Origin of the sequence: Cytobacillus dafuensis, from assembly GCF_007995155.1 — a bacterium.
In the GTDB taxonomy this organism is placed as follows: Bacteria; Bacillota; Bacilli; order Bacillales; family Cytobacillaceae; genus Cytobacillus; species Cytobacillus dafuensis.
Genome location: NZ_CP042593.1, coordinates 1,926,117 through 1,951,320, shown reverse-complemented (window position 1 = coordinate 1,951,320; position 25,204 = coordinate 1,926,117). Strand labels below are relative to the sequence as shown.

General features: G+C 34.4%; 27 protein-coding genes. 7 read left to right on the top strand and 20 right to left on the bottom strand.

Translation table 11 applies throughout. The features are described 5' to 3' along the window. Positions 1-99: 99 nt before the first annotated feature. Complete coding sequence (locus tag FSZ17_RS09225) at positions 100-339, bottom strand: YlbE-like family protein (protein WP_057769598.1); 240 nt, start codon at positions 337-339, stop codon at positions 100-102. A 21-nt stretch (positions 340-360) separates the two neighbouring features. After that, positions 361-762 (bottom strand): YlbD family protein, encoded by a 402-nt coding sequence (locus FSZ17_RS09220; RefSeq protein ID WP_057769597.1) that lies wholly within the window; start codon positions 760-762, stop codon positions 361-363. 166 nt (positions 763-928) lie between these two features. Here FSZ17_RS09220 and FSZ17_RS09215 point away from each other — a divergent pair, with 166 nt between their 5' ends. Beyond that, positions 929-1,420, top strand: coding sequence for a PaaI family thioesterase (locus tag FSZ17_RS09215; protein ID WP_057769595.1), 492 nt, complete (start codon positions 929-931; stop codon positions 1,418-1,420). A 15-nt stretch (positions 1,421-1,435) separates the two neighbouring features. Then, positions 1,436-1,792 carry a hypothetical protein gene (locus FSZ17_RS09210; protein WP_057769594.1) on the top strand — a complete coding sequence of 119 codons (357 nt, stop codon included), beginning with the start codon at positions 1,436-1,438 and terminating at the stop codon, positions 1,790-1,792. A 58-nt stretch (positions 1,793-1,850) separates the two neighbouring features. Here FSZ17_RS09210 and FSZ17_RS09205 read toward each other — a convergent pair whose 3' ends face one another. The 3 genes from FSZ17_RS09205 to FSZ17_RS09195 all read right to left on the bottom strand — a co-directional run bounded on the left by FSZ17_RS09205 (position 1,851) and on the right by FSZ17_RS09195 (position 4,271). Further along, positions 1,851-2,921, bottom strand: coding sequence for a CAP domain-containing protein (locus FSZ17_RS09205; RefSeq protein ID WP_082625182.1), 1,071 nt, complete (start codon positions 2,919-2,921; stop codon positions 1,851-1,853). Positions 2,922-3,187: 266 nt separating this feature from the next. Further along, positions 3,188-3,619 carry a CBS domain-containing protein gene (locus FSZ17_RS09200; RefSeq protein WP_057769590.1) on the bottom strand — a complete coding sequence of 144 codons (432 nt, stop codon included), beginning with the start codon at positions 3,617-3,619 and terminating at the stop codon, positions 3,188-3,190. Between the two features lie 4 nt (positions 3,620-3,623). Then, a complete protein-coding gene (locus tag FSZ17_RS09195; RefSeq protein WP_228460310.1) occupies positions 3,624-4,271 on the bottom strand; it encodes a CAP domain-containing protein in 648 nt (215 codons plus the stop codon). 243 nt (positions 4,272-4,514) lie between these two features. On the opposite strand from FSZ17_RS09195, the gene FSZ17_RS09190 reads away from it, so the two are divergent. Further along, positions 4,515-4,874 (top strand): YugN family protein, encoded by a 360-nt coding sequence (locus tag FSZ17_RS09190; RefSeq protein WP_057769587.1) that lies wholly within the window; start codon positions 4,515-4,517, stop codon positions 4,872-4,874. A 392-nt stretch (positions 4,875-5,266) separates the two neighbouring features. Here FSZ17_RS09190 and FSZ17_RS09185 read toward each other — a convergent pair whose 3' ends face one another. The 7 genes from FSZ17_RS09185 to cyoE all read right to left on the bottom strand — a co-directional run bounded on the left by FSZ17_RS09185 (position 5,267) and on the right by cyoE (position 12,434). Next, positions 5,267-5,734 carry a DUF420 domain-containing protein gene (locus FSZ17_RS09185; RefSeq protein WP_057769586.1) on the bottom strand — a complete coding sequence of 156 codons (468 nt, stop codon included), beginning with the start codon at positions 5,732-5,734 and terminating at the stop codon, positions 5,267-5,269. A gap of 502 nt (positions 5,735-6,236) precedes the next feature. After that, positions 6,237-7,142: a cytochrome c oxidase assembly factor CtaG gene (gene ctaG / locus FSZ17_RS09175; protein ID WP_057769582.1), complete on the bottom strand. Its 906-nt coding sequence runs from the start codon at positions 7,140-7,142 to the stop codon at positions 6,237-6,239. A 171-nt stretch (positions 7,143-7,313) separates the two neighbouring features. Then, a complete protein-coding gene (gene ctaF, locus FSZ17_RS09170; RefSeq protein ID WP_057769580.1) occupies positions 7,314-7,649 on the bottom strand; it encodes a cytochrome c oxidase subunit IVB in 336 nt (111 codons plus the stop codon). A 4-nt stretch (positions 7,650-7,653) separates the two neighbouring features. Beyond that, positions 7,654-8,283, bottom strand: coding sequence for a cytochrome (ubi)quinol oxidase subunit III (locus FSZ17_RS09165; protein ID WP_057769577.1), 630 nt, complete (start codon positions 8,281-8,283; stop codon positions 7,654-7,656). Next, a complete protein-coding gene (gene ctaD / locus FSZ17_RS09160) occupies positions 8,283-10,157 on the bottom strand; it encodes a cytochrome c oxidase subunit I (RefSeq protein WP_057769576.1) in 1,875 nt (624 codons plus the stop codon). Before ctaD ends, FSZ17_RS09165 begins: the two co-directional genes overlap by 1 nt. Positions 10,158-10,183: 26 nt before the next feature. Continuing rightward, a complete protein-coding gene (gene coxB / locus FSZ17_RS09155) occupies positions 10,184-11,257 on the bottom strand; it encodes a cytochrome c oxidase subunit II (protein WP_057769574.1) in 1,074 nt (357 codons plus the stop codon). A gap of 238 nt (positions 11,258-11,495) precedes the next feature. Next, positions 11,496-12,434 carry a heme o synthase gene (cyoE, locus tag FSZ17_RS09150; RefSeq protein WP_057769572.1) on the bottom strand — a complete coding sequence of 313 codons (939 nt, stop codon included), beginning with the start codon at positions 12,432-12,434 and terminating at the stop codon, positions 11,496-11,498. Between the two features lie 639 nt (positions 12,435-13,073). Between cyoE and FSZ17_RS09145 the strand changes: the two genes are divergently transcribed. After that, a complete protein-coding gene (locus FSZ17_RS09145; RefSeq protein ID WP_057769570.1) occupies positions 13,074-14,051 on the top strand; it encodes a COX15/CtaA family protein in 978 nt (325 codons plus the stop codon). Between the two features lie 227 nt (positions 14,052-14,278). Here FSZ17_RS09145 and pyc read toward each other — a convergent pair whose 3' ends face one another. From pyc to glsA, 4 genes are all read right to left on the bottom strand, one after another. Beyond that, complete coding sequence (gene pyc, locus FSZ17_RS09140) at positions 14,279-17,740, bottom strand: pyruvate carboxylase (RefSeq protein ID WP_057770655.1); 3,462 nt, start codon at positions 17,738-17,740, stop codon at positions 14,279-14,281. Between the two features lie 169 nt (positions 17,741-17,909). After that, positions 17,910-19,112: an FtsW/RodA/SpoVE family cell cycle protein gene (locus FSZ17_RS09135; protein WP_057769567.1), complete on the bottom strand. Its 1,203-nt coding sequence runs from the start codon at positions 19,110-19,112 to the stop codon at positions 17,910-17,912. Between the two features lie 389 nt (positions 19,113-19,501). Continuing rightward, positions 19,502-19,783: an Fpa/YlaN family protein gene (locus FSZ17_RS09130; RefSeq protein WP_057769566.1), complete on the bottom strand. Its 282-nt coding sequence runs from the start codon at positions 19,781-19,783 to the stop codon at positions 19,502-19,504. 93 nt (positions 19,784-19,876) lie between these two features. Further along, positions 19,877-20,806 (bottom strand): glutaminase A, encoded by a 930-nt coding sequence (gene glsA, locus FSZ17_RS09125; protein WP_057769564.1) that lies wholly within the window; start codon positions 20,804-20,806, stop codon positions 19,877-19,879. A gap of 131 nt (positions 20,807-20,937) precedes the next feature. On the opposite strand from glsA, the gene FSZ17_RS09120 reads away from it, so the two are divergent. After that, complete coding sequence (locus FSZ17_RS09120; protein WP_057769562.1) at positions 20,938-21,435, top strand: hypothetical protein; 498 nt, start codon at positions 20,938-20,940, stop codon at positions 21,433-21,435. Between the two features lie 55 nt (positions 21,436-21,490). On the opposite strand, the gene FSZ17_RS09115 is transcribed toward FSZ17_RS09120, so the two are convergent. After that, a complete protein-coding gene (locus tag FSZ17_RS09115; protein WP_057769560.1) occupies positions 21,491-22,819 on the bottom strand; it encodes a PhoH family protein in 1,329 nt (442 codons plus the stop codon). 195 nt (positions 22,820-23,014) lie between these two features. Between FSZ17_RS09115 and FSZ17_RS09110 the strand changes: the two genes are divergently transcribed. Further along, positions 23,015-23,611 carry a YhcN/YlaJ family sporulation lipoprotein gene (locus FSZ17_RS09110; protein ID WP_057769558.1) on the top strand — a complete coding sequence of 199 codons (597 nt, stop codon included), beginning with the start codon at positions 23,015-23,017 and terminating at the stop codon, positions 23,609-23,611. Between the two features lie 48 nt (positions 23,612-23,659). Here FSZ17_RS09110 and FSZ17_RS09105 read toward each other — a convergent pair whose 3' ends face one another. Continuing rightward, on the bottom strand, positions 23,660-24,115 hold the full coding sequence (locus FSZ17_RS09105; protein ID WP_057769556.1) for a pyridoxamine 5'-phosphate oxidase family protein: 456 nt from the start codon (positions 24,113-24,115) through the stop codon (positions 23,660-23,662). 185 nt (positions 24,116-24,300) lie between these two features. On the opposite strand from FSZ17_RS09105, the gene FSZ17_RS09100 reads away from it, so the two are divergent. Continuing rightward, on the top strand, positions 24,301-24,501 hold the full coding sequence (locus tag FSZ17_RS09100; protein ID WP_057769554.1) for a YlaI family protein: 201 nt from the start codon (positions 24,301-24,303) through the stop codon (positions 24,499-24,501). 73 nt (positions 24,502-24,574) lie between these two features. Here FSZ17_RS09100 and FSZ17_RS09095 read toward each other — a convergent pair whose 3' ends face one another. Both FSZ17_RS09095 and FSZ17_RS09090 read right to left on the bottom strand, forming a co-directional pair. Next, entirely contained in the window at positions 24,575-24,865 is a 291-nt protein-coding gene (locus tag FSZ17_RS09095) for a hypothetical protein (protein WP_057769552.1), read from the bottom strand. Between the two features lie 15 nt (positions 24,866-24,880). Further along, positions 24,881-25,201: a YlaH-like family protein gene (locus tag FSZ17_RS09090; protein ID WP_057769550.1), complete on the bottom strand. Its 321-nt coding sequence runs from the start codon at positions 25,199-25,201 to the stop codon at positions 24,881-24,883. Between the last annotated feature and the right edge of the window lie 3 nt (positions 25,202-25,204).

Below are 25,204 nucleotides of genomic sequence, written 5' to 3'. Positions count from 1 at the left end.
TTGCTTGCAAATTTTACTCAATATGAATAGATACGTTTGAATAAATATGTACATTATTAATAAATAAAAAAGCTCTCTCATATGAAGAGAAAGCTTTCGTTAAGATTTTGTATTCATTGCTTGAAACATACTCATCATCATAGAGGCCATTTGCACACCATTTGTGAACTTCTCAACCTTATGAGGTATTGTTTTCCTATAGTAATTTAATGAAGTAACTTCAAGTGCTTGAAGATCATATGGATTGCGTGACAACCTTCGATACCACTGGGGCTGCTCTCTAATAAACATCTTTAATTCTTTATTTCTTTCAAGATAATCAATAATTTCTCTTCTCATAGTTACATTTCTTCTCCTTTCCTAATCTTTGTTAAACACAAAAGGATTTGAAGGCTTCGGATCTATACTTTTTGGCTGATTGATGGGACTTCCCCCTTGAAATTGTGAAATAACTCCTTGAACTGCTGATAACGCCTTGCTTACATTTTGAATATAGCCCTGCATTTGGTTTGGATCCATTTTCTTTATTGAACCCATAATATTTGTCATCCAGTCTGATTTATTTTCTTCAGAAAGCGTTTCTTCTTGGTTCTCACTTTTGAAAGAATCCCATCTAGAGTCACCCTCTCCAAGCAAGTACCAATCTTCATATAATTCCTGCCAAGTATGCTTGCCTGATCTTACTTCTTGAATAATTTTTGGATTATTTTTGACAAACCCCTTAAATTGCTCAATAGATGGATGAAGCTTCTTCTTAGTCATTTGCTCTCTTCACCTCGGTTTGTTACAAATGCCTATAACATTTTATGAAGGTTTAGGAAAAAGGTGATATTTACTTGCTTGAACTAAAATAAAATCCCAAATTTAAAAATGGTGTTTTTAATGGTACTATTAATGCAGACTATTTCTGAAAGGTGAAATCAAAAAAATGAATAAGCATCTTAATGAGCTTTTTAAAGCGTGTATAGAAAATGCAACAGAAGAAGAATTAGAAGTACTTACTAGCGTTCTTTCTGGATTTCAAAAAAAACAAAAACAAATAAACAGTTCTTACATAGGGGGGTTACTTCATATGGAAAGAACGATTCATGATGAGATCTGTGAATTAACTGTGCCGCTTAGCCCTCTTCTTCATAATTCTTTAGGAATCGTCCATGGAGGAATGACAGCAACTGTTATTGATTCTGCCATGGGAACATTAGCTAACAGCTTGCTTCCAGACGGCTTTAGTGCTGTTACAACACAACTTAATATTCATTACTTATCTATTGGAAATGGGGAGTTTCTACAGTGTAAAGCTCATATTGATCATAAAGGAACTAAGACAATGGTCATTTCTGCAGATGTATATCGATCTGATAAAAAGAAAATAGCTCAAGCAACAGGCAGCTTCTTTATTATTAAGAAAAAAAACCAATAATTTGGTGATGTGGATATGGTTACTGCTATTGTTATTCCTTTAATTTGTATTTATTTTTTCTGGCTTAGCAAAAAGGAAATGCGTGAAAGTCATCAAAAGTGGTTACTATTAAAGAATGTTTCTGAAGAGGCAATGATTTCAGGTGAAATTGTGCATATTGGCGGACAAAAACAGAGATTTTCCTATAATCGTTTTGTTTATGTACTTGAACTAACCATCCAATCTGAACTAAAAAAATGGAAAGTAAAAAAAATAATCCCCATAGAAAAGAATTTTTCAATTCCTGATTTAAAAACAGGGGCATTCGTCCAGATTTATGGTAATTGGAAAAAAGATTATTTCGTTGTAAGCAGAATTCAAAATAAGAATTAAAATAGAGCTTGTACAATATATGTACAAGCTCATTATAGTAATATAAGAATTTATAAGATCATTCCTGCCATTTTTCAATAAAATTTTGCGTATAATGCTTTTTATACACACCAACCCCAAGGTGAGTAAATTGTTCATTTAGTAAACTTTCCCTATGGCCCTTACTATTCAGCCAGCCTTCAACCACAGCAGGTGCATCTATATAGTTTGCTGCAATGTTTTCGCCTGCAATTTGATAAAATACACTTCCTGCTTCTAAACGATCTGATAGATCACCGAATTCTTCTGATATGTGAGAGAAATTCTTACTATCAAACATATCTTTACTATGAGCTAATGCTACAGCTGCTGTTTGTTCATCCCATTCTAAAGGATTTAAATCGTTTCTCACACGGATAACATTTGTAATATCAAGTATCTGCCTTTCCTTCCCTCTCTCTACTTCTTCATCATTAATTGGTAATTCATCATTTTCCTCTAGCAAATCGCCTCTATAAACCATTTCATAAGGGTGCTGCTTTATTAAAGTTGCGGCATCTAAAAGCCTAATACTTGATAAAGTTCCACTAAATTTATCTAAGTAGAGCTGAGCAAAAATATCACCAATCTTAATAAGAGGACGAGTATTCAAATCATCCTCGGATAATTCAAATTTATAAGAGCTATTGTCATAGTCAATACTAATCGTTGTTTCAAATAAAGTGGCAGAATATATATCTGCGATTGGCTGTCCAATCTTAAAAGGAGGAATATGACTTTCTGATCCGGTAGCGTAAATAGTTACTATTTTATCATCAATTACCCCAACCTGAACATAATTATTATGACTTAATGGATAAATCCACCATTCATATCCATAAAGAGATGGGTCCTTTCTTGTCGGATTTCCCATAATATTAATTAAATGATTGGTTGACTTCCCAATAAAACTAATTAAACCTTCATCGGGCATTTTGATCGTTACCGCATTAAGCAATGAATCATTATCCTCAAGATCATTGTCCACTTTTGGATTTGAAACAACCTCATCTATTAATACTTCTTCTTTTTTCTGCGTTCCAATATTAAAGTATAGACCAATTATAAGTAAACTTGAGATACTTATTAAAATTCGAATAAGATTCCTCAGAATTCTGCCTCCTTTCTATCATTTTATTATATATATATGATCACTTCTTAATATTAGTATATCATTATCAAAATTCTTTTTAATAGAAAGAGCAGAAAATTCTAATAAGTTTTCACCTTGACATTTTAATAATAAAGTCGAAAGAACTAAATTCTACTACTTCAATTATACATAAAAAGAACACCAGGAAGGTGTTCTTTTTATGTATAATTGTATTTTCATGTCGCAAAAGATTCTAGGTTTAACGAATAACAAAACATTTTACATTAATGATGAATTTGATTGTTTGCCTCTGAAATATCTGAAAGAGCCTCTCCTGCTTTTTCATCCGTTAATTTATGAAGTGCAAAATCACCAAGTGATACGATTCCTATTAATTTCTCACCATCAACTACTGGTAAGCGCCGAATTTGATGCTTTGCCATTAGACTAGCAGCTTCATGTGCATCAGTATCTTTAGTAACGGTAATGAGATCCTTACTCATAATATCTTCAACCTTTGAAGAAGGGGGATTCTTATCTGCAACACATCGTATAACGATATCACGATCTGTTATCATTCCGACAACCTTTTCATTATCCACGATTGGAATTGCTCCAACATTTAATTCCTTCATTTTCACAGCTACTTCATACACATTATCTAATAAAGAGCAACAATCAACATCATTAGTCATAATATCTCGGATTTTATCCATTTACCTAATTTCCTCCTTCAATTCTTTGAACAATAAGAATGGTCCAATAGTGGCCGTGAATGCCACCTTCTGCATAGCCAATACCAATATGAGTAGCCATATTGTCTAATACATTTGCTTTGTTCACGGTAGAATTCATCCAAGAAAGGTGTATTTCTTCAGCAGATAAATAACCGGCCCCAATATTTTCTTTTACTTTCTTGAATGGAATCTGAAATGCCTTTAACATTAATGTAGAATCCCCATATGTTGGTGAATTATGCGAAACATATTCTTTTTTCAGCATATCAATGGATTTCTGTCTAGCAAGATAGGATAAAGTTGGGTCAATAATTAATGGCTTTAATCCATAAGTCTGTCTTTCCCTATTAGTTAGCATTAATAGCTTTTGTTCTTTCTGATTAAGAGTTATTTCTTCTCTTGAAACTTGATTACTAGGAATTATTATTGTTTGTCCCGGAAATATTAGATCTGGGTTTTTAACTTGGGGATTACTTTTAATGATACTTTCAAGATTTAAATTGTGATTTAATGCTATTTTCCAAAGTGTATCTCCTTTAATTACGAAATATGTAGACTTTGCTGAAGCACTATTTGCAATAGATAAAAACAGTAAGAAACCAATAATACATGGGACTCTCCTTTTCATCATTCCCTCCTTTTACTCTCTATATTATGGTTTCCAAAATCACTGAAAACTTGAATCCTTTTTAAATCAATATTTTTCATAAACAAAATGTTTAATAAATTTCACATAACGCGCTGCCTTTCTTTCATGAATCCGTTGCATCTTATCCTTAATTCAACTATTATTAGATTTGGATAGCTATTGTTAAGAATTCACATTATTTAACTGTTTACAGTTAATAATGGACTGTTTTTAGGAGGGACAAACATGAAATTTGAAAATACGGGGATTGAAAAGAAAAAAGCAGATTTAGTTCGATTAGATGAAGTAATGCTTTCCAAAGGGCTAGTTCGTGAAGGCCAATGGGATTATGAAAGAGTTACATATGATCGCAAATTTCAATTGAAAGAAGGCATTTACTATTTAAGAGTATTTGGCTATGCTGCTGAAGGAGAGGTAGATACTCATAAAGCAACGATTCAATTAATGACACCAGTATTAGGAAAATATTATTACCCTCATGGTGTTGAATATGGTGAGGATGAAGTTTTCCCGAAAACACTTGTAAGCCAATGTGAAAAAATTCTAGGAGAACTTAACTCAGAAATTGAAAACTTTGCGAAATAAATTAGAAAAGCGTAAGCGCCTTGCTCAGCCCCGACAAGCATAAGACAGGCCGACGGGAAAGTTGTTCTTTAACTTTCTTGGCGGACTGGCTTATGACCTCGAGGGGGTAGGCGCTGGAGCTAGACAATTCTCAAACTCGAAAAAGTTATACTTTCTTATTATAAAATACAAGCCAAGCCTAATTGAAATTCTTTAAAGGCTCGGCTTGTTTTTTTACGTATTAGAAAAACTTGGCGTTCGCCAAGTCCTTTTTGGCGAATGTCTTAGTTTTTCTTATGCGATCTTATTAGCAGATATTTAATTAAAAACACACTTTACTTTAGTACTTTAATAATCTTAAACTTTCCTATTAGCTAAAAAAGAATGCCGCTTTTTAACACGGCATCCTTTTATTAAAAACCTAAAATTGCTTTAATAAGTGAAGTTGTTTCTCCACCTTGATAGAATACATATAACAATAGATAAACTAAAACACCTGTAATTGCAGTAAAAAACCAAATAATACTAGTGATTGGTCCTAATTTTCTATGTTTAGCTAGATTGTTTTTATAGCCTGTAATTAGAGTTACAATCCCAAACACTGCTCCCGTAGTTGCTAAAGTTATATGAAAGATTAGAAAAATTGTATAAAATATTTTAATATCATCGGGTCCACCAAACGATGTGTTTCCAATAAAAACAGTTCTGCTTGCATAAATAACAAAGAATATGATAGCAAATACTGCAGCGAACATCATTGTTTTCTTATGAGCTTCTATTTTTCTTTGTCGAATCTGTCCCCATCCGATTGCAACTGTAATGGCACTTAAAACAATAAAAAATGTACTTATTGTTGGTAAAATTGGCAACGTAAAATTCATAAAATAACTCCCTCTTTCATCTATTCTCATACACATCATTTTATCGAACAATATAAAGGTGCTATAAACAAGAATGATGCACAAATTTTATTCTATTAGAGAACAATAATTTTAGCAATAAACAAAGCTCTTTTTTTGTAAATGTTCCTAAATTGTTCAAATAAAATATAAAAAATGTGATATTTTATATAGCACATCTAATTTTTGGGGGTCATAAAATAGCTATATTAAACTTTCCAGTTGATTTCCGCTGCAGGCACTTAGCGATCGCGGGCGGTCCGGAAGCCTCCTCGTCGCTATCGCTCTTGCCGGGTCTCCCTTTGACTCGCTTCTCCCGCAGGACGTTGAATAATCTCTCCCGAATAAACACCGCGCGAAGGAAATGCGAATGCATTTTCGAGGATCTCTCCTTTCGCTCCAATCAACAACAATATAGTATAATCAACTCTGAGCTTTAACACAGCTATATAAAAAAACTCATCCTTTTGGGATGAGGTTCCTATTAATCAATTGGCTGAGGATTTATTTGATACTGCTTATCAATTTCCTTCTGTTCTTCTTGTTCCTTACGATACCAGCTAAAGAATATTTTGGCTAATGCAACACCATACACTACTTCTTGAATGATTTTCATTATAATTCCGCCAAGCTGTTGATCGTATACCACCGAAAGAGAGCTGAACATTTCAGGTCCACTTAAGGTTAATCCAGAAAGCGTAGCTGCTGGAACACAAAGTTCTAAAGATTTTGACCAAGCTTCAGGATCTGAGTACGTAGCATATAGAGGAACATCTGCAAAAATGATTAATCCACAGGCCGGCAATAACAGCGCACCACCAGCAAAAATATATCCAACCTTTTTTAAGCCGTTAAAAGATTTATTTTCCTCGACCTCATTAATGAGAGGCCACCAAAAAATAATTGACATTAAAAATAATAAACTCGTATATCCTGCATGTAGATACATGTCCGTTTTTACATAGTCAAAAACTATTGGAATATGATAAATGGAGAAAATCACATTAAATAGAATCAATGCTATGATTGGTTTAGTTAGAAAAGAAAAAATCTTTTTAAATGCATTGTTTTTTAGAAGTGAACGCCAAATCCATGGGGGAATCCCTAAAATAAAAAATTGTGGAATAACTAAGCAAAGAATCGCCATTTGAATCATATGTGCATAAAACATCAGATGACCCATTAAGTCAATAGGTGAACCCTTCACAATATATAATACAATAATCCCTAAGGAAAAATAGATTCCTTGCCTAATCGTTAATGGTTCACTATTTGAAAATTTCTTTCTATACTTAACGGTTAACAGAAAAAAAACTATGAGAATCAATGATAAGACAATAAAAAATAATGGGCTCCATAATGCTCGAAAACCAAAAATTTGTATAGCCATTGCATAATCCCCCCTACTTTATTACCAAATGAATTTACATTAAAAATACTGTAAAATGCATTGAATTCATTCTATTATACACTTTTCCATGTATTGATAAGGAATTTAAATATTGCTAATATTCCGCTTACATAAAAAGAAAACCGGCTAAACAGCCGATTTTCCTATTTTTTACCACCAAATAATTGTCATATAGCAAAGAATTGTCACGAAACCAACAACTATGCCAGAGTACATGAACAATTTTGGTGCTTCGTGTCCTTCGTTGCTCATGTGCATGAAATAATAAAGCTGAAAAATTACTTGAACAACAGCAAGAATTAAAATAAACGGAACAATAAACCATCCTGAAAAACCTTCATATGCTACTGCAACGAATGCAACTAATGTTAAGAAAATCATTAAAGCAAATGAAATAACTTGATGTTTCATCTCTTCAGCATTCTTTTTACGGCGATATTCAATGTCTACCCGAGGGTTACCTGAATTTAATTGTTCATTTGTCATCAGTTTATCCCACCATTCCCATTAAATACACTACTGTAAAGATAAATACCCAAACTACGTCAATAAAGTGCCAATAAAGACTCGCAACATAAAATTTCGGAGCATTGTAAAGGTTCAATCCACGTTTACTGTTTCGAATCACTAAAGCAAGGATCCAAGCTAAACCAAAAGCAACGTGAGCCCCGTGGAATCCAACTAATGTATAGAATGCAGATCCGAATGCACTACTTTTAAATGTATGACCAAATTCATGCACATAATGATTGAACTCGTAAATTTCTAAACCTAAGAAAGATAATCCAAGCATAACTGTAATCACAAGCCATATTTGCATTTTCTTAAAATTAAAGTTTTTCATATGATACATAGCATATACACTCGTTAAAGAACTTGTTAAAAGGATCATTGTCATCGTAAAAACAAGTGGAATCTCAAATAGATCTTTAGCAAGTGGCATATCACTATTAGGAACTGAATCCTTTAAAGCAAGATAGGTTGCAAAGAGAGAGGCGAAAAGAACCGTCTCTCCTCCTAAGAATAACCAAAAACCTACAAATTTATTTTTACCCTCGAGGGTTTGTTTTTCAGGCGAAGCAGGCCATTTTTCTAATGTCATTTTTTCTTCTGCGTGCATTATGCCTTAACCCCCTTATCATTATCATCAATTAAATCTTCTTTATGAATATGATAGCCATGATCATCTCTTAGAGAACGAGCAAGCATTGAACCAAAGGTAATAGCCAATCCTAGTATTATTACTGGAATACCCCAAGTAATTCCTTCATCACCATGATACATTACACCAAATGCAGCGATAAAGAGTCCTAATGAGATCATAAAAGGAACAAATGAATTATTAGGCATATGAATATCACCTAATGGTTCAGCAGGCACCATGCCTTTTTTACCTTCCATTTTCTCGATCCAGTATGCATCAAGTCCACGAACAAGTGGTAACTGTTTAAAGTTATAAAACGGTGGTGGTGATGAGATTGCCCATTCAAGTGTACGGCCATCACCCCAAGGATCATTGCCAACCTTTTCATTTTTCACGCTTGTCATAATAATATTAATCAATAATACAATTACCCCAGCAGCCATGAATAATGCACCAATCGTACTCACAAAGTTTCCTGTATCAAGACCTTGACCAGGGAGGTATGTGAAAATACGTCTTGGCATTCCCCATAATCCAAGGAAATGCTGAATAAAGAATGTCAGATGGAATCCAATGAAAAATAATACGAATGTAATTTTTCCTAAAAATTCATTTAACATTGTTCCAAACATTTTCGGCCAATAGTAATGTGTGGCAGCAAATAAAGAGAATACAACTCCACCTACAATAACATAGTGGAAGTGAGCAACAACGAAATAAGTATCATGATATTGGTAATCTGCTGCTGCAGCTCCAAGCATAACCCCTGTTACTCCCCCCATAAGAAATGATGGGATGAAGGCAACTCCCCAAAGCATTGGCGTTGTAAATTTTATACTTCCGCCCCATAACGTAAATAGCCAGTTAAATATTTTAATACCTGTTGGGACGGCAATTGCCATCGTTGCTACTGCAAAAATAGCGTTAGCAATTGGTCCTAATCCTGTTGTAAACATATGGTGCGCCCACACCATGAATCCTAAGAAACCAATTAATACGGTCGCAAACACCATTGAAGAATATCCGAAAAGTCTTTTTCTTGAGAATACGGCAAATATCTCAGAGAAAATACCAAAAGCAGGTAAAATCAAAATATATACCTCTGGATGTCCAAATATCCAGAAAAAGTGTTCCCAAATTATTGTGTTTCCACCCATAGAAGCATCAAAGAAGTTAGAACCGAACAAACGGTCAAACATCATTAAGAAGATACTTACAGTTAATGGAGGGAAAGCAAAAAGAATTAAAGATGATGCAACGAATGTTGTCCATGTAAATAACGGCATCCGCATATAAGTCATTCCAGGAGCACGCATATTAATGATCGTAACAAGGAAGTTAATTCCTCCCATCAGCGTACCAAAACCTGAAATCTGCAACCCTAGTACATAAAAATCTATTCCGTGTCCTTCTGATGCAAGTGATAATGAAGCATATGAAGTCCAACCAGCATCTGGAGCACCGCCTAAAAACCATGAAAGGTTTAAGAATACTCCCCCAAAGAAGAATAACCAAAACCCTAAGGAGTTTAGGAAAGGGAATGCAACGTCACGCGCACCAATTTGGAGTGGCATAACAGCATTCATAAATCCTAGCAAAAGTGGCATCGCTGCCAAGAAAATCATTGTTGTTCCGTGCATGGTTAACATTTCATTGAATAAACCAGCACTAACAAAATCATTATTTGGTTTAATAAGCTGAATACGGATAATCATAGCCTCTATCCCACCAAGGATAAAGAAGAATCCACCAGCAAAAAGATAAAGGTGTGCAATTTTCTTATGATCTACAGTTGTAAGATACTCCCAAATAACTGCACCGAACCCTCTTTTTTGAGCAATGGTACTCACAATTTTACCTCCCTTTTGCAATTACACTATTTCCCTTGTACTTTTAAGCCCATTAAGTATTCTGTTAAGGCATCAAGCTGTTCTGGAGTAAGTTCACCATAAGTTCCAGACATTTTGTTTCCTGGCTTATACTTCTCAGGATCAGATAACCAATTCTTTAAATCCTGTTCAGAATGATCTAAAACACCAGCAATCTTTTCACGTTCACCAAATGTCGTTAAGTTTGGTGCTTGTCTAGCTGCTTCAGGAGTTGTGTTAGCAGGAGTAACAGCATGGCATCCGATACAGCTTTGATTAAAGATTTCTTGACCTTGACTAGCTAAATCAGAAGTTGCCTTCTTTGGTTCTTTAACACTTTGCATATCACTTACCCACTGATCAAAATCATCTCGAGAAATTGCTTTCACCTTAAAATCCATCAGGGCATGTGAAGGACCGCAAAGCTCAGCACATTTCCCATAAAACAGATTATTTACTTCATCTGATTTTTTCTCATCAAATTCTAGCCAAAATTTATTAACGTTTTCTGTATTCGTGTCCATTTTTCCACCTATTGCTGGAATCCAGAACGAATGTTTAACATCTGAAGCAATAAGGTTGAAATATACTTTTTCACCTGTTGGGACTACAAGAGTCTGGCTTGTTAGGATTTCTTCATTAGGGTATTCAAATTCCCACCAATACAGATTTGCACGTACGTTTACTACTAGTGCATCTGTTTTTCCATCAGCATTCTTCTTATCCATAGCAGAAACATCAGCAAATTTGAAAGTTGCCATAACTGTTGGAACTGCAAGAACAAGTACTAATAAAATTGGAATTACGGTCCAAATAATTTCTAATGCGTGACTTCCTTCTACTTGCTTTGGTATTTTTTCATCCTTACGACGGAATTTCACCATAACAATTATAAAAATCACTGCTACTACTGCAATTACCCCTAACATGATTGCAGTACTTAGAACCATTAAATCATATTGATCTTGTGCTACTTCGCCAGCAGGCTGTAACGTAGATAAATTCGGTTTTCCACAAGCAGAAAGAATGAGCGTCAAAATTGAAAACAAGACTAAATGACGCCATTTTGCAAGCCTTTTCATAGCTTAATCAAACCCCTCTTTCGTATAGTTTCTTTTTGCATTGTTTGATCGAAAAAATTATTTATAAATTCTTTCTAAAATTTAGGAAAAGAAAGAAATTCCTAACAAAATTCGTTATGTAGTGCAAACATTCAGTTAAATATATATATAATTCACCTATCTATTTATCTAAGGATGGACAAGGGTTGAAATATTGATTATTCTTTCCTTCACAATCGTTGCCCATCCCTTAATAAATTTAAATAAGTGTGATAATTACCATAGCTACAAACATAATCGTCAGATATTGTAGAGAGTATACAAACATTAAAGTTGCCCACTTAATATCATCATTAAATTTTCTAGCATAAATACCTGTTACAACCCACCCAATATTTAACAAAGATGCAAGAATTAAAAATGTCATTCCTAATTCAGGAAGTAAAAATGGGAGAGGGAATAATGCTGCTATCCACAAATAAATTGAAATTTTTGTTCTTCTAAACCCTTTTACAACTGGAAGCATTGGTATATTTGCAGATCGGTATTCCTCAGCCCTTCTCATAGCAAGCGCATAAAAATGTGGAGGTTGCCATGCAAACATAATTAAAAATAATGCCCAAGCCATTACATCCAGATTTGCGTCTACTGCTGCCCACCCAATAAGTGGTGGAACTGCTCCAGAAATACTACCAATAATAGTATTAGAAACATATCTCCGTTTCGACCAAATCGTATAAAGAACGATATAACTAAATACGCCAATTAACCCTATTAATGCAGCAGTTACAGTTGTTAACAGAAGAAATATCGTACCTGCTACTATTAGTAAAGCACTTAACATCGCTACTCTAATTGGAGAAACCTTTCCAGTTACTGTTGGTCTATTCTTAGTTCTTTCCATAAATGGATCAATATCACGATCAATATAATTGTTTAGCGAACATGATCCCGCGATTACTAAAGACGACCCAATCACAGTATAAAATACAACATCTAAATTATTTAAAAAGCCCTGACCTGTAAAATGAAGTGCAAGCCACAGTCCTGTGAACGTAGTAATTAGATTGGAATTTACAATCCCAATCTTAATTAAGGACAAAAAATCCTTCCACACTGTTGTCCTCGACACGTCATTTTGTAGGCTTTCATCGCTTTTTTTAATCCCAGCATTAATGAAGGCCCTTGAGTTAGACATACTATTTCCTCCTTTATCCCTTATCACAAATACGACAATAACACTAAAATCAATATAAAGCACCCTAGCTAACTATGCTATATTTGCAATAAAAAACGAAGAGTCTTTTTATAAATATTACACCGATTGAAAATAGTACACCTGTGGTTTTCTACTATTTCAATCGTAATAATACTATTAACAAAAAATATTTAAAAAACAATCTTCCTCTGTATATTAAATCACACTTTTACCTCTTTTTGTGAATTTTTTTCGAATAAATTATGAATAATTTGTGTCATAGTATTTTTTTTCTTAAAGAATTGTTGTTTTTCTGCCATAATATAAGCTATGAATGTACTATCAGTTCATCCAAACTATCTATAATTAATAATTATTTCTTTTTTCAATGTTAAGAATAGAAATTTAAAAATTTTTACAATCAAATCATTTAACACTATTGGTACAGTGAATACCATAATAATTATTGTAAAAATATTTTCTTACATAAATAATTAGAATAGAATCTCATGTTACACTGTTCTTTTCTTCTATTTTTCGATATGATGGAATCGGAATATTTAGATAGGCATTTTTATTATACAAGTCAATAAATTTGAATTACAATTTAATGAATTTTTTAGGAGAAGGTGAAAGATTTTGCAACGAACATTAAAATGGTTCGCTGTTTTTACGACAATTGGAATGTTATTCATATTGTTGGGCGGAGCACTTGTTACAAAAACTGACTCAGGAATGGGCTGTGGAAGATCCTGGCCACTGTGCAATGGGGAGTTGCTTCCAAAAGACATTACACCCGAATTAATTATTGAACTAGCTCATCGGGTTGTCTCTGGTTCTGTCGGCATTATGGTGCTAATACTTTCAATATGGACATGGCGTTCAATTGGACATATTAGAGAAACTAAGTTTTTATCCATTACCTCATTTTTATTCCTAGTCCTTCAAGGATTAATAGGAGCCGCAGCTGTAATTTGGGGGCAATCTGATTTTGTTCTTGCACTTCATTTTGGCATTTCATTAATTTCATTTGCCTCTGTACTGCTACTTACACTTCTAATATTCGAAGTTGATAAAAAATTCGATGCAGAAAAAGTAATATTGGATCAGAGAATGAAAAAGCATATAATTGGAGTTTCCATTTATAGCTATTTTGTAGTTTATACAGGTGCTCTTGTTCGTCATGTTAATGCAAGTTTAGTCTGTAGAGATTGGCCACTCTGTATAAATGGCACTTTTTCACTTCCAAGTAATATGTATGAGTGGGTACAAATGGGACATCGCGCAGCAGCAGGCTTAATTTTTATTTGGATTGGATACATTACCCTTCTTGCGATAAAGTACTATAAAAATCAAAAAGTCATTTATTGGGGATGGATTATATCCTTTATATTAGTATCTCTTCAAGTGATTGCAGGAGCTTTCATTGTTATTTCAAAATTGAATTTGTATATTGCTCTTGCCCATGCCTTTTTTATTTCATGTTTATTCGGTGTATTAAGCTACCTAATATTACTTACATCAAGAAGTAAAAAAAACGCACAATTATTAAATGAGGAAAATGAGTTAAGCGAAGAAAATAAAATACAATCCTCTCCTCCAGTTTCAGCACAGTAAAATAATGCTTAATTTCAGTTTAAACGGTAAAATGTTGAACATTTCATTAGAGAAACTAAGGCTTTCGCCAAGTCCATTTTGGAGAATGCCTTAGTTTTCTTATGCGATCTTATCAGGATATATATAGTTAAACACACACTTTACTTTAGTATTTAATAAACTTAAACTTTCTTATTAGCCTAGCAAAAAAAGTTGCAGCCTATTGCTGCAACTTTTTTATTAACCATTTATTTTGTTAATTCGATTAATAAATCTCCTGTTTGAATTGCTTCGCCGTTTGCAACAAATAAATCTTTAATTATGCCAGAGAAAGGTGCTTGGACAGTTGTTTCCATTTTCATTGCTTCTGTAATCATTAAATGATCACCTTTTTCCACTTTCTCGCCTTTCTCTACCAATATCTTTATAACAGTTCCTGGCATGGAAGCGCCAATATGATTTTCATTGTGGGGATCAGCCTTTATTTTTGAAGCAACGGTAGATTTAATGTTTTCGTCTTTGATGACAACTTCTCTCGGTTGACCATTTAATTCAAAATATACTACTCGATTGCCATCGGCTTGTGGCTGCCCGATGGAAACTAGCTTCACTATTAAAGTTTTTCCTGTTTCAATTTCTATTTCTATTTCCTCTCCTAGTCTCATTCCAAATAGGAAGGTCGGAGTATCTAAAACTGAAACATCTCCAAATTGCTCTACCGTTTTCACATATTCCATAAAAACCTTCGGATATAGAGCATATGCTAGCTTATCAAAGCTTGTCACTTGTCTTCCTAACTCTTTATAAAGCTTTTCTCCCAATTTCTCAAAATCCACATTTTGTAATAGTTCTCCAGGGCGGACAGTGATAGGTTCTTTGTTTTTCAAAATAACCTTTTGAAGCTCTTTTGGAAAGCCGCCGTATGGTTGTCCTAGATACCCTTCAAATAGCTCTACAACGGAATCTGGAAAATCAAGTGAATTTCCTTTACTAATAACATCTTCTTCCGTTAATTGATTTTGAACCATATAAAGAGCCATGTCTCCTACAACTTTTGAAGATGGAGTTACTTTAACAATATCTCCAAACATTTGGTTTACACGAGAATACATTTCCTTAACATCATCCCATTTTTCACCAAGACCTACACCCTTTGCTTGCTGCTGAAGATTGCTATATTGCCCCCCAGGCATTTCATGCTGGTATACTTCAGAATGCGGTGACATCATACCACTTTCAAAATCTTGATAAAATTTCCTGACATCTTCCCAATAATAGGATAATTGTTCTAGGGCATTAATATTAATATTTGGCTTTCGATCTGTTCCCTCTAATGCATAATATAAAGAGTTGGCACTCGGCTGTGACGTTAACCCCGCCATTGAGCTTAACGCAACATCAACGATATCTACTCCAGCCTCAATTGCTTTTGCATACGTATATATCCCATTTCCACTTGTATCATGTGTATGGAGATGGATTGGAATGTTGATCGAGTCTTTAAGCTCTGAAACTAATCGATATGCTGCTTGTGGCTTTAACAAACCGGCCATATCCTTAATCCCCAAAATATGTGCACCTTGAGCTTCGAGTTCTTTAGCCAAACTTTTATAATAATTAATATCATATTTTGTTTTTGTTGGGTCAGAAATATCACCTGTATAACAAATCGCAGCCTCTGCTATCTTCCCTGTCTGCCTAACTGCTTCAATTGCTATTTCCATTCCCTTAACCCAGTTCAAGCTATCAAAAATTCTAAAAACATCAATTCCTGCATGCGCTGACATTTCTACAAACTCTCGAATTACATTATCTGGATAGTTCTTATATCCAACTGCGTTAGAGCCTCTTAAAAGCATTTGGAAAAGAACATTTGGCATTTTTTCTCTTAAGTCAATTAGTCTTTCCCACGGATCCTCTTTTAAAAAACGATATGCGACATCAAACGTAGCTCCTCCCCACATTTCAAAGGAAAACATTTCAGGCAAAAGCTTAGCAGTAGGCTCTGCAATTTTTTTAATGTCATTTGTTCTTACTCGAGTCGCGAGTAATGACTGATGAGCATCTCGAAAGGTGGTATCTGTCAGAAGCACTTCTTTTTGTTCTTTTACCCATTTTACAAGTCCTTCTGCTCCATACTGATCAAGGATTTGTTTCGTACCATTTTGATTGTCGATAATACTATTTATTTTCGGTAATCTAGGCATGTCAAATACAGGTCTCTTTTTCTTTTCAATTCCTGGAAATCCGTTAACAGTAACATTTCCAATGTAGGAGAGCATTTTTGTTCCACGGTCTTTCCGTATAGGGAATAAGAATAATTCCGGTGTCTGATCAATAAAGGATGTATCGTATTCACCTTTTAAAAACTTTTGATGCTTAACTACATTTTCAAGAAATGGAATATTTGTTTTTATTCCACGAATTCTAAACTCCTGGAGATTTCGAACCATTTTCGAAGCAGACTGTTCAAATGTCATGGCATGTGTAGATAATTTGACAAGTAATGAATCATAGAAAGGCGTTATAACCGCGCCCTGGAAGCCATTTCCAGCATCAAGACGAACACCGAAGCCTCCACCTGAACGGTACGCCATGATCTTACCTGTATCAGGCATAAAGTTATTTAGGGGATCCTCCGTTGTAACACGAGACTGAATTGCATATCCATTCACACGGATTTTGTCTTGTGTAGGAATTCCGATCACTTCTCCATGAAGGGCATGTCCTTCGGCAACAAGGATTTGAGTTTGAACGATATCTACACCTGTTACCATTTCAGTTATTGTATGTTCTACTTGCACACGAGGGTTTACTTCAATGAAATAGTATTTATCACCAGAAACTAAAAATTCAACTGTTCCCGCATTGATATAATCCACATTTTTCATTAATCTAACTGCTGCATCACAAATAGCATCTCGTAAATTTTCCGAAATTGAAACACAAGGGGCTACTTCCACTACCTTTTGATGACGGCGTTGAACAGAACAATCCCTCTCATAGAGATGAATGATATTCCCATTTTTATCTCCAATAATTTGCACTTCTATATGCTTAGGTCTCTCAATAAACTTCTCAACATAAACCTCGTCACTTCCAAAAGCTGCTTTCGCTTCCGATTTTGCACGGTCATAAGCTTCTTTTACATCATCTAGATTTTTGACGATTCGCATTCCCCTACCGCCACCACCAAGAGAAGCTTTAATAATAATAGGGAAATCATGATTTTTACCGAAATTAATGATATCTTCTAATCCTTTAACTGGCCCATTACTTCCTGGAATAATTGGAATCTCAGCAAGCTGTGCTTGGGTTCTGGCTTTCACCTTGTCACCAAACATTTCTAAATGTCTGGATTCCGGTCCAATAAAAATAATGCCTTCTTCTTCGCATCGTTTTGCAAAATGAATATTTTCAGACAAAAATCCATAGCCTGGATGAATTGCATCAACTTCACTGTTTTTGGCAATTTGAATAATACCTTCAATGTCTAAGTAAGCATCGATCGGTTTTTTTCCTTCACCAACCAAATATGCTTCATCAGCCTTATATCGATGAAAAGCGCCGGTATCTTCCTTAGAATATATGGCTACTGTACGGATATTTAATTCTGTACATGCTCGAAATACACGGATGGCTATCTCGCCTCTGTTCGCTACTAACACTTTGTTGATGCGTCTACTCAAGAAAAAACACCTCGTCTTCATATTATTTTGATTTTTCTGGAAAATCAAGACATGCGACGGCCAGTGACGACCCGTTCGCAAAATACAATGAATCTCTCTTGTTACAATTGTCATGTCTTATATCAAATGAATAATATCATTTGATTATCCCAGGATTTCTTTATTAAAAAGCGCAGTGGAGACTGGACACTTATTTACGAGAATTATAAACTTTCCCCGAAAACGTCTGAATTTGTTCAGGTGGATCATTTTCAATATTTCTTTTATATTTTTGTTCATATTTTACAAACATAGATACATTTACGAGTATCCCCATCGCAAGTGATAGCTGCAGAAATGATGAACCCCCATAGCTTACGAATGGAAGCGGCACCCCAGTAAGCGGGATTAATCCTGATATCCCAGCAAGATTGATAAAGGTTTGAATTCCAATCATACTAGATATCCCAATTGCTAATAGACTACCAAAAGGATCTTTACATTTTAAAGCAATGTATAAGCCACGAAGGACAATATATCCAAGGAGCAGTAAAACAAAACAAACTCCAAATGCTCCAAGCTCTTCAGCAATAACTGCCATAATAAAGTCAGTATGTGCTTCAGGCAAGTAACCAAGTTTCTGAACACTATTGCCTAGCCCTAACCCTTTTAGCCCTCCAGAACCTAATGCATAATAAGAATTGACGAGATGATATCCAAATTCAGTATCAAATGGATTAGCAAATGCTTCAAATCGTCCCATTCTCACGTCAGAAAAAATTTCGTCTTTCATGATTAATAAAAGCGGTGCCACGATCAAAATTCCAATGGAACATAGCTTAAAGATATTTTTATAATTCATTCCTGATGCAAAAATGATCATAGCTGCGATCAAAAAGATAATTGCAGCTGTTCCAAAATCCGGCTGGATTGCTACCAATAAGCATACTAGAAACAAATAAACTAGTGGAGGTACAACTCCTTTATTGAACTCATTGATATATGATTGTTTCTTTGCATAAACCGCTGACAAATAGATAATGACTGTGAGCTTAACAAATTCAGCAGGCTGTAGACTTCTGCTTCCTACTTTAAACCAGCTTAATGCATTATTTGTAGCATGTCCAAATACAAAGACAGCAAATAAGCCAAATAACGAAAGAAAAACCATAGGAACGAGAATCTTGTTCCTTAACAAGGCTTTATAAGGAAAAATTGCCATGATAACAAAAGCAATTGCACCTAAAATAAGATGAACCTTTTGCTTATTATAAAAATGATCACTTTCATAGCCATATAACTGTACAGAGGTAACCATACTTGCACTAAAAATCATAATAAGCCCAAAAACTGACAATAGCGCTACTGCAATAATTAATGAATAATCATATGATTTTAAGATTTTTTTTAACATCTAGCCTCTTCCCTTAACTTCTATGTAGATTTATTTATTCGACTAAAGCATTAAAATATCCTGCACGGAAGATATAGAAAAGTTATATTAAATGTAACACACTATTTATTTAATATCCACAATTATGTCATACTAATTAATTTTATTATGACACATTATCAACTTCTCTTATTTTTTCGAACAGAATATATATGTAAATTCATTTAATAGCTAAAAAAACTCAAACAATCATTAATGAATGTTTGAGTTTTTATTTAACTGTCTAGCTATAGCGCCTCCTAAGACATACAGGACGTAATAGTGCCGACAATTCGACAAGTCTATGAAACCTTCGTTATTGATACTACTCAGGAAGAATCTTGTTCCGAAGGCTCAAGCGCTTTTTTATTTTATTTTCTTACTGACGCATCATGCAGAATAGATAACTCTTTTTCTAATTTATCTAGAATAGCCTTTCCATCCTTCTCATCAATCAAGCCGAGGCGGACAGCAAAATCTATTTCTCGAGACAATCCAAACATTTGTGTGTCAAGTACCTCTTCATATAAAGGACACTGTGGCATTGTAAGATTGTCCATCTGCACTTTAATTAATTTTAATATTTTATCAGCATCTGCCTTTAATAGGGCATTTGCTTTTTCTTTATGATCTATTATCATTTCAGAAGCCAACTTTCAATCCCCCCGATTCCGAGCGATCATCTTATCTATAAATTTTATACTTATAATAAGAAAAAAGCAAGAATAATAAGGATTTCACAGGAATTAAAAAATACTAAAATCATACTGTTGAGCAAGAATTTCAAGTAGTTTTATACCTGCTATACTATTTCCTTTTTTATCGAGTGATGGTCCAAAAATACCAATCCCGAATTTCTCGGGTACCACAGCAAGAATACCTCCTGCTACACCACTTTTAGCAGGGATCCCAACCTTAATTGCAAATTCACCAGATGCGTTGTACATTCCACATGTGACCATGAAGGTTTTACAAATTCTTGCGATATGTATCGGAATCAATCTTTCCCCAGTTTCTGGATCTAGTCCATTTAATGCAAAAACAGCACCAATTCTCGCAAGTTCAAAACAATTCATTTCAATGGCACATTGCTTCGTATAAACCATCATTAAATCCTCAATGTCTCCATCAATCACATTATGCTGTTTCATAAAATAGCAAAGTGATCGATTAAGCCAAGCTGTCTTTAGCTCTGATGTTGCAACCTCAGCGTCATAAGAAAGGTTCTTTTTATTAGATAAACATTTGACAAAACTAATGATTCGATTCCATTTTTCTGCATCGCTTTCCCCTCTTATCATATTTGTAACTGCAAGTGCTCCAGCATTTATCATCGGATTAAGCGGTTTTGAAGGTATCGAGGTTTCAAGCTTGGAAATCGAATTAAAGGGATCTCCAGTCGGCTCCATCCCGACCCTTTCAAATACATACTCAACCCCTCTATCTTGAAGGGCCAAGGCAAGAACTAACACCTTTAAAATACTTTGCAATGTAAAATTTTTCAGATAGCTTCCTGCGTATAAGCAATTATTATTGGCTTCGTAAATCGCTACTGCTAAATCATTTTTAGTTGCTTTTGCTAATGCGGGGATATAATCGGCAACCACTCCTGCCTCAGTTAAAGGACGTACCTCATCAATAATATTTTGTAAATCTTTATTTGATTGGCAAGTCAAAGAATTCCCTCCGATATATTTGTTTACAGGAATTCTAGCATGCAGAGCAATATATGACAATTCCATTAATAATCTGTATACTAAACATTGTAGTTAATGATTTTTTTGCGCCTTTTTTAGGAGGAGTTTTAATGGAAAATATTATTTCAATAAGTGGTAATGCTAAATATTCAATAACTTTAGATCCGGGAGTGTGGATTTTTGATGACCGGAGAGTTGATTTAGATTCATTTTTTAATACTAATACAGCGCAAGTTGATGAGTTAGATGAGTATACTAAGTCCATTTCTAAGCATTGGGATAGAGAAATTATGGAGGGTGCTGTATTTCCGCCGACATTAAAAACTGAAAAAAAATTCGAAAAGGAAAAGGTGTTAACAGGAACATTTGGAATTCCATTGAAACCTTTTTTACAAAACGCTGAACCAGACAAAAGCGCTGAAACACTTACAATTGTTTCAGATGATGGAGAAGAACATGTACCTCTTAGTGAAGCTAGGAGTTTTATATTAGGTTTTTCTTTGAAAGGAAAGCCTTTAAGAGAAGATGGGCCTGTCCATGTTTATTTTGGAGATGGACGTAATAAAGATAATCCAATAAAAAGGGTAAGAGCATTTATAATAAAATAATTCCGATGAAGGGCGATATTTTTTATCGCCCTTTCTTTTATCACTTAAACATCTTTTACAAAAGATCGGCAGCTAATTGTGCAAGTCCAGATCTTTCCCCTTTTATCAATTTAATATGTCCTGAAATCGTTTGATCCTTAAATCTCTCCACAACGTATGTTAACCCATTATTATAAGCATCCAAATAGGGATGATCAATTTGCTCCGGATCACCCATTAAGACAATTTTACTCCCTTCTCCGACTCGAGTAAGAATTGTTTTTACCTCGTGTTTCGTTAAATTTTGGGCTTCATCAATAATAATATATTGATCAGGTATACTTCTACCTCTAATATAGGTCAATGCTTCCACTTCAATGGAACCCATTCCTGCTAAAATCGCTTCTAATTCCCCAGGCTTCTTTGTATTAAATAAATATTCTAGATTATCAAAGATAGGCTGCATCCATGGCCTTAGCTTTTCTTCCTTTTCTCCGGGAAGAAAACCAATATCTTTTCCAACAGGAACTATCGGCCTAGCAACAAGAAGTTTTTTATAATGCCCATAGTCCTCCGTTTGCAATAGTCCTGAAGCCAAAGCGATTAATGTTTTTCCTGTACCGGCCTTACCTGTTAATGTTACTAACGGTAGGTCTTTCCTTAATAATAGCTCCATTGCAATGGTTTGCTGAACATTACGTGGCTTTATACCCCAAATTTGATCATTGTCAAAAATCAGTTTTTTTATTTTTTTTCTAGATTTATCAACAAAACCAATTGCAGATGCTGACGATCCTAGCTCATCCTTCATAATTAGAAATTGATTTGGATAAACAGTGAAGGATGAAACGTCAGACACTGGAAGCTCTCCTTTTTCGTAAAAACGGTTTAAAGCATCTTGTGATATATAGGCTTCCATAAAACCTGTATACTGATGGTCATTCTCAACGACTCTATCACTCAAAAAATCCTCGCTTAATAGACCAATGGCATCCGCTTTAACTCGAACCAGAGCATCTTTACTGACTAATATTACAGTTCGGCCATTTTCCTTTGTTTCTTCTTCCAATGAAAGATTTTTTGCTACTGCTAATATTCTGTTGTCATTTGTTTTTTCAATAAAAATATCTTGGAGCTGCTGGAATGAACGGTGGTTTAATTCAATTCGCAAGCTTCCCCCATTTTCAAGAGGGATTTTTTCATGAAGTTTGCCTGTTCCTCTAAAGCTGTCAATCAGCCGTGATACTTGTCTTGCATTCCTGCCAATCTCGTCCATATACCGTTTCTTTGAATCAACTTCTTCTAGTACAACGGCTGGAATAACCACTTCATTTTCTTCGAATGAGAAAATCGAATAAGGGTCCTGTAACAAGACGTTGGTATCTAACACATATATTTTACTCAATCTTTTGCCTCCTGCTCTTTATAGGTCTAAAAAACAGTGGAACGAATAGAACTTTGCTTAAATATATGTTTTTCGGTATAAAGATAGACGAAGTTTTGCACAATAAACGGTAAAGAACCCTTTAAAAATACTGATATTTACACAATCAATTATATGAACTGCAAATATCAGTTCAAGTTTAGGAGATGGTAAAATTTGACTAAATGGCTATCTTTAGTATTGATTGTCTTTTTAACAAGCTGTGGGCTTAATAATAATCAAGTTCAGGAAAATACAAATGAAAATGTTGTTCATGTAAAAAACAGTGCTATACAGGAAGTGGACAGAACTTCAGGACAACAAATATCAAAACGATTGGTACAGCTTGCATCAAGCATTCCAAATGTAAATGATGCTACTGCAGTTGTCTTAGGAAAGTATGCCATAGTAGGAATTGATGTTAATGCGAATCTCGAAAGATCTGAAGTCGGGTCCATTAAATATTCAGTCGCTGAAAGTTTAAAAAATGATCCTTATGGTGCAAGAGCCATCATCATAGCAGATCCTGATTTAAATGCACGACTAAGAGAAATATCAGAAGATATCCAAAACGGAAAACCGATTCAAGGTATTATGAATGAATTAGCAGATATTTCAGGGAGGCTAATGCCAGAAATACCAGCTGATATAATTGAACCAACTCCTAAAAATGCAACAGAAGAACCGAAAAAGAAATTAAATAATAAGGATGAACAAAAACTGGAAAAACAACAAGATACACAGTCTAATTATTATAAGGATAAACATGAATAATTTGTAGCTAAATAAATGCTATTCAAGTAAACGCTTAGCCCAACAGGACTAAGCGTTTTTTATAGCAGCCATTACTTGTTTATCTAAACGAGCAGCAGCTTCCTTATCATATGTTTTATCATATTGTGGTTCGGATACGATTTTTGAGCCGTAAAACATAACATCGCGAACCTCTTTTATCGCTACTTCAATAAGTGCCAACTTCAAAGGCACTCCCTCTAGTTTCTCTGCTTTAACTGAAGCATTTCCGCTAATAGAATATGTAGATTCATTCGCAATCATATTAATGACAACTTTATTATTCGCCTTTATGTTCTGAACAATTCGAGAGCGATTATCTACAGCAAAATAAATAATTTCCTCATTTTTAGCGAATACCCATGAAATTGCACTTACATTTGGACCGCCAAATTCAAAGTCAATCGTTGCTAGAGTACAAAAATGTTCCTGCTGTAGCCTATCCAATAAAGCATTGATTAATTTTGGTTCTACTTGATTTGCCATTATTATACCTCCTTTATAGAATTATCATATTATGACCGACCTTAACTTTCAACTTATTCATTTTTATTGAAAGTCAGTCGATATGAATCGTTACATAATATATAATTAAACAATAACAAGAAAAAAATGAATTTATGTTCAAAATATTTAAAAAGACTAATATTAATGATAATAGAGGTGTCAATATGAGAGTAAAATGTGTTCTATGTGATAAAATCGAATCGATTGAAGATGAGTCCCTTCAAGCAAAAAGGCTACGAAATCGCCCAATCCATACTTATATGTGCAAGGATTGCCAGGCAAGAATAACGACTAAAACCCAAAAAAGAATTGAAACCGGAAACTTTAAACTATTCCAAAGCAAAGTGAAAGAAGAGGAATGGTGATATACTTTGCGCTACAAAAAAGGCCGCTCATTTAATAATATGAGCGGCTTTTCTATATAAAACAGAAAGAATCTTAGTCTTCAGGGTAATTCACATATTTTTCAGGCTCTAAATTGATTTGATTTAACATGACTTCAATTAGCTCTCTAGGGAATCGTGATTTTTTTCTCTCCCCGTTCTGATCAAAATGAACATAGTACATGATTTCATCTTTTTCTATTTCAATATTAGATAATCGATGTTCATCAATAAGCATCGCTTCAAACATTTTTTCAGTTTCAGAAGCGGCAGTGTCGCTAGGACGTTCATCCGTAACAATTTTAATGGTTAGCCAATTGTATAAAGCATCCTGCAAAGATTTCATGAAACCATCTCCAAGTTAAATCTCTTTTCCCTCTTGCTTTTTTGACTGATGAAGACGGATTTTGTAGACTACTAAAATTAATGCAGCCACAACTAATCCTTCAGTAATCGGAAGGAACACTGCGAAAAAAGTTAATATTGTACATCCTAATAATAGAAAAAGATAAATAATTATTGATTTTCCAATTGGCAGTTTTGGTGCAAACCCTAGCTTAAAAACAATAATACATAAAACGACAATCGTTAAATAAAGAAGCCACATACCCAATGTTGAGTTTTCTTGTACTTTAAATAGAGCGGCGAAAAAAGACAGATGCTCATTTATATCAACACCCATTTT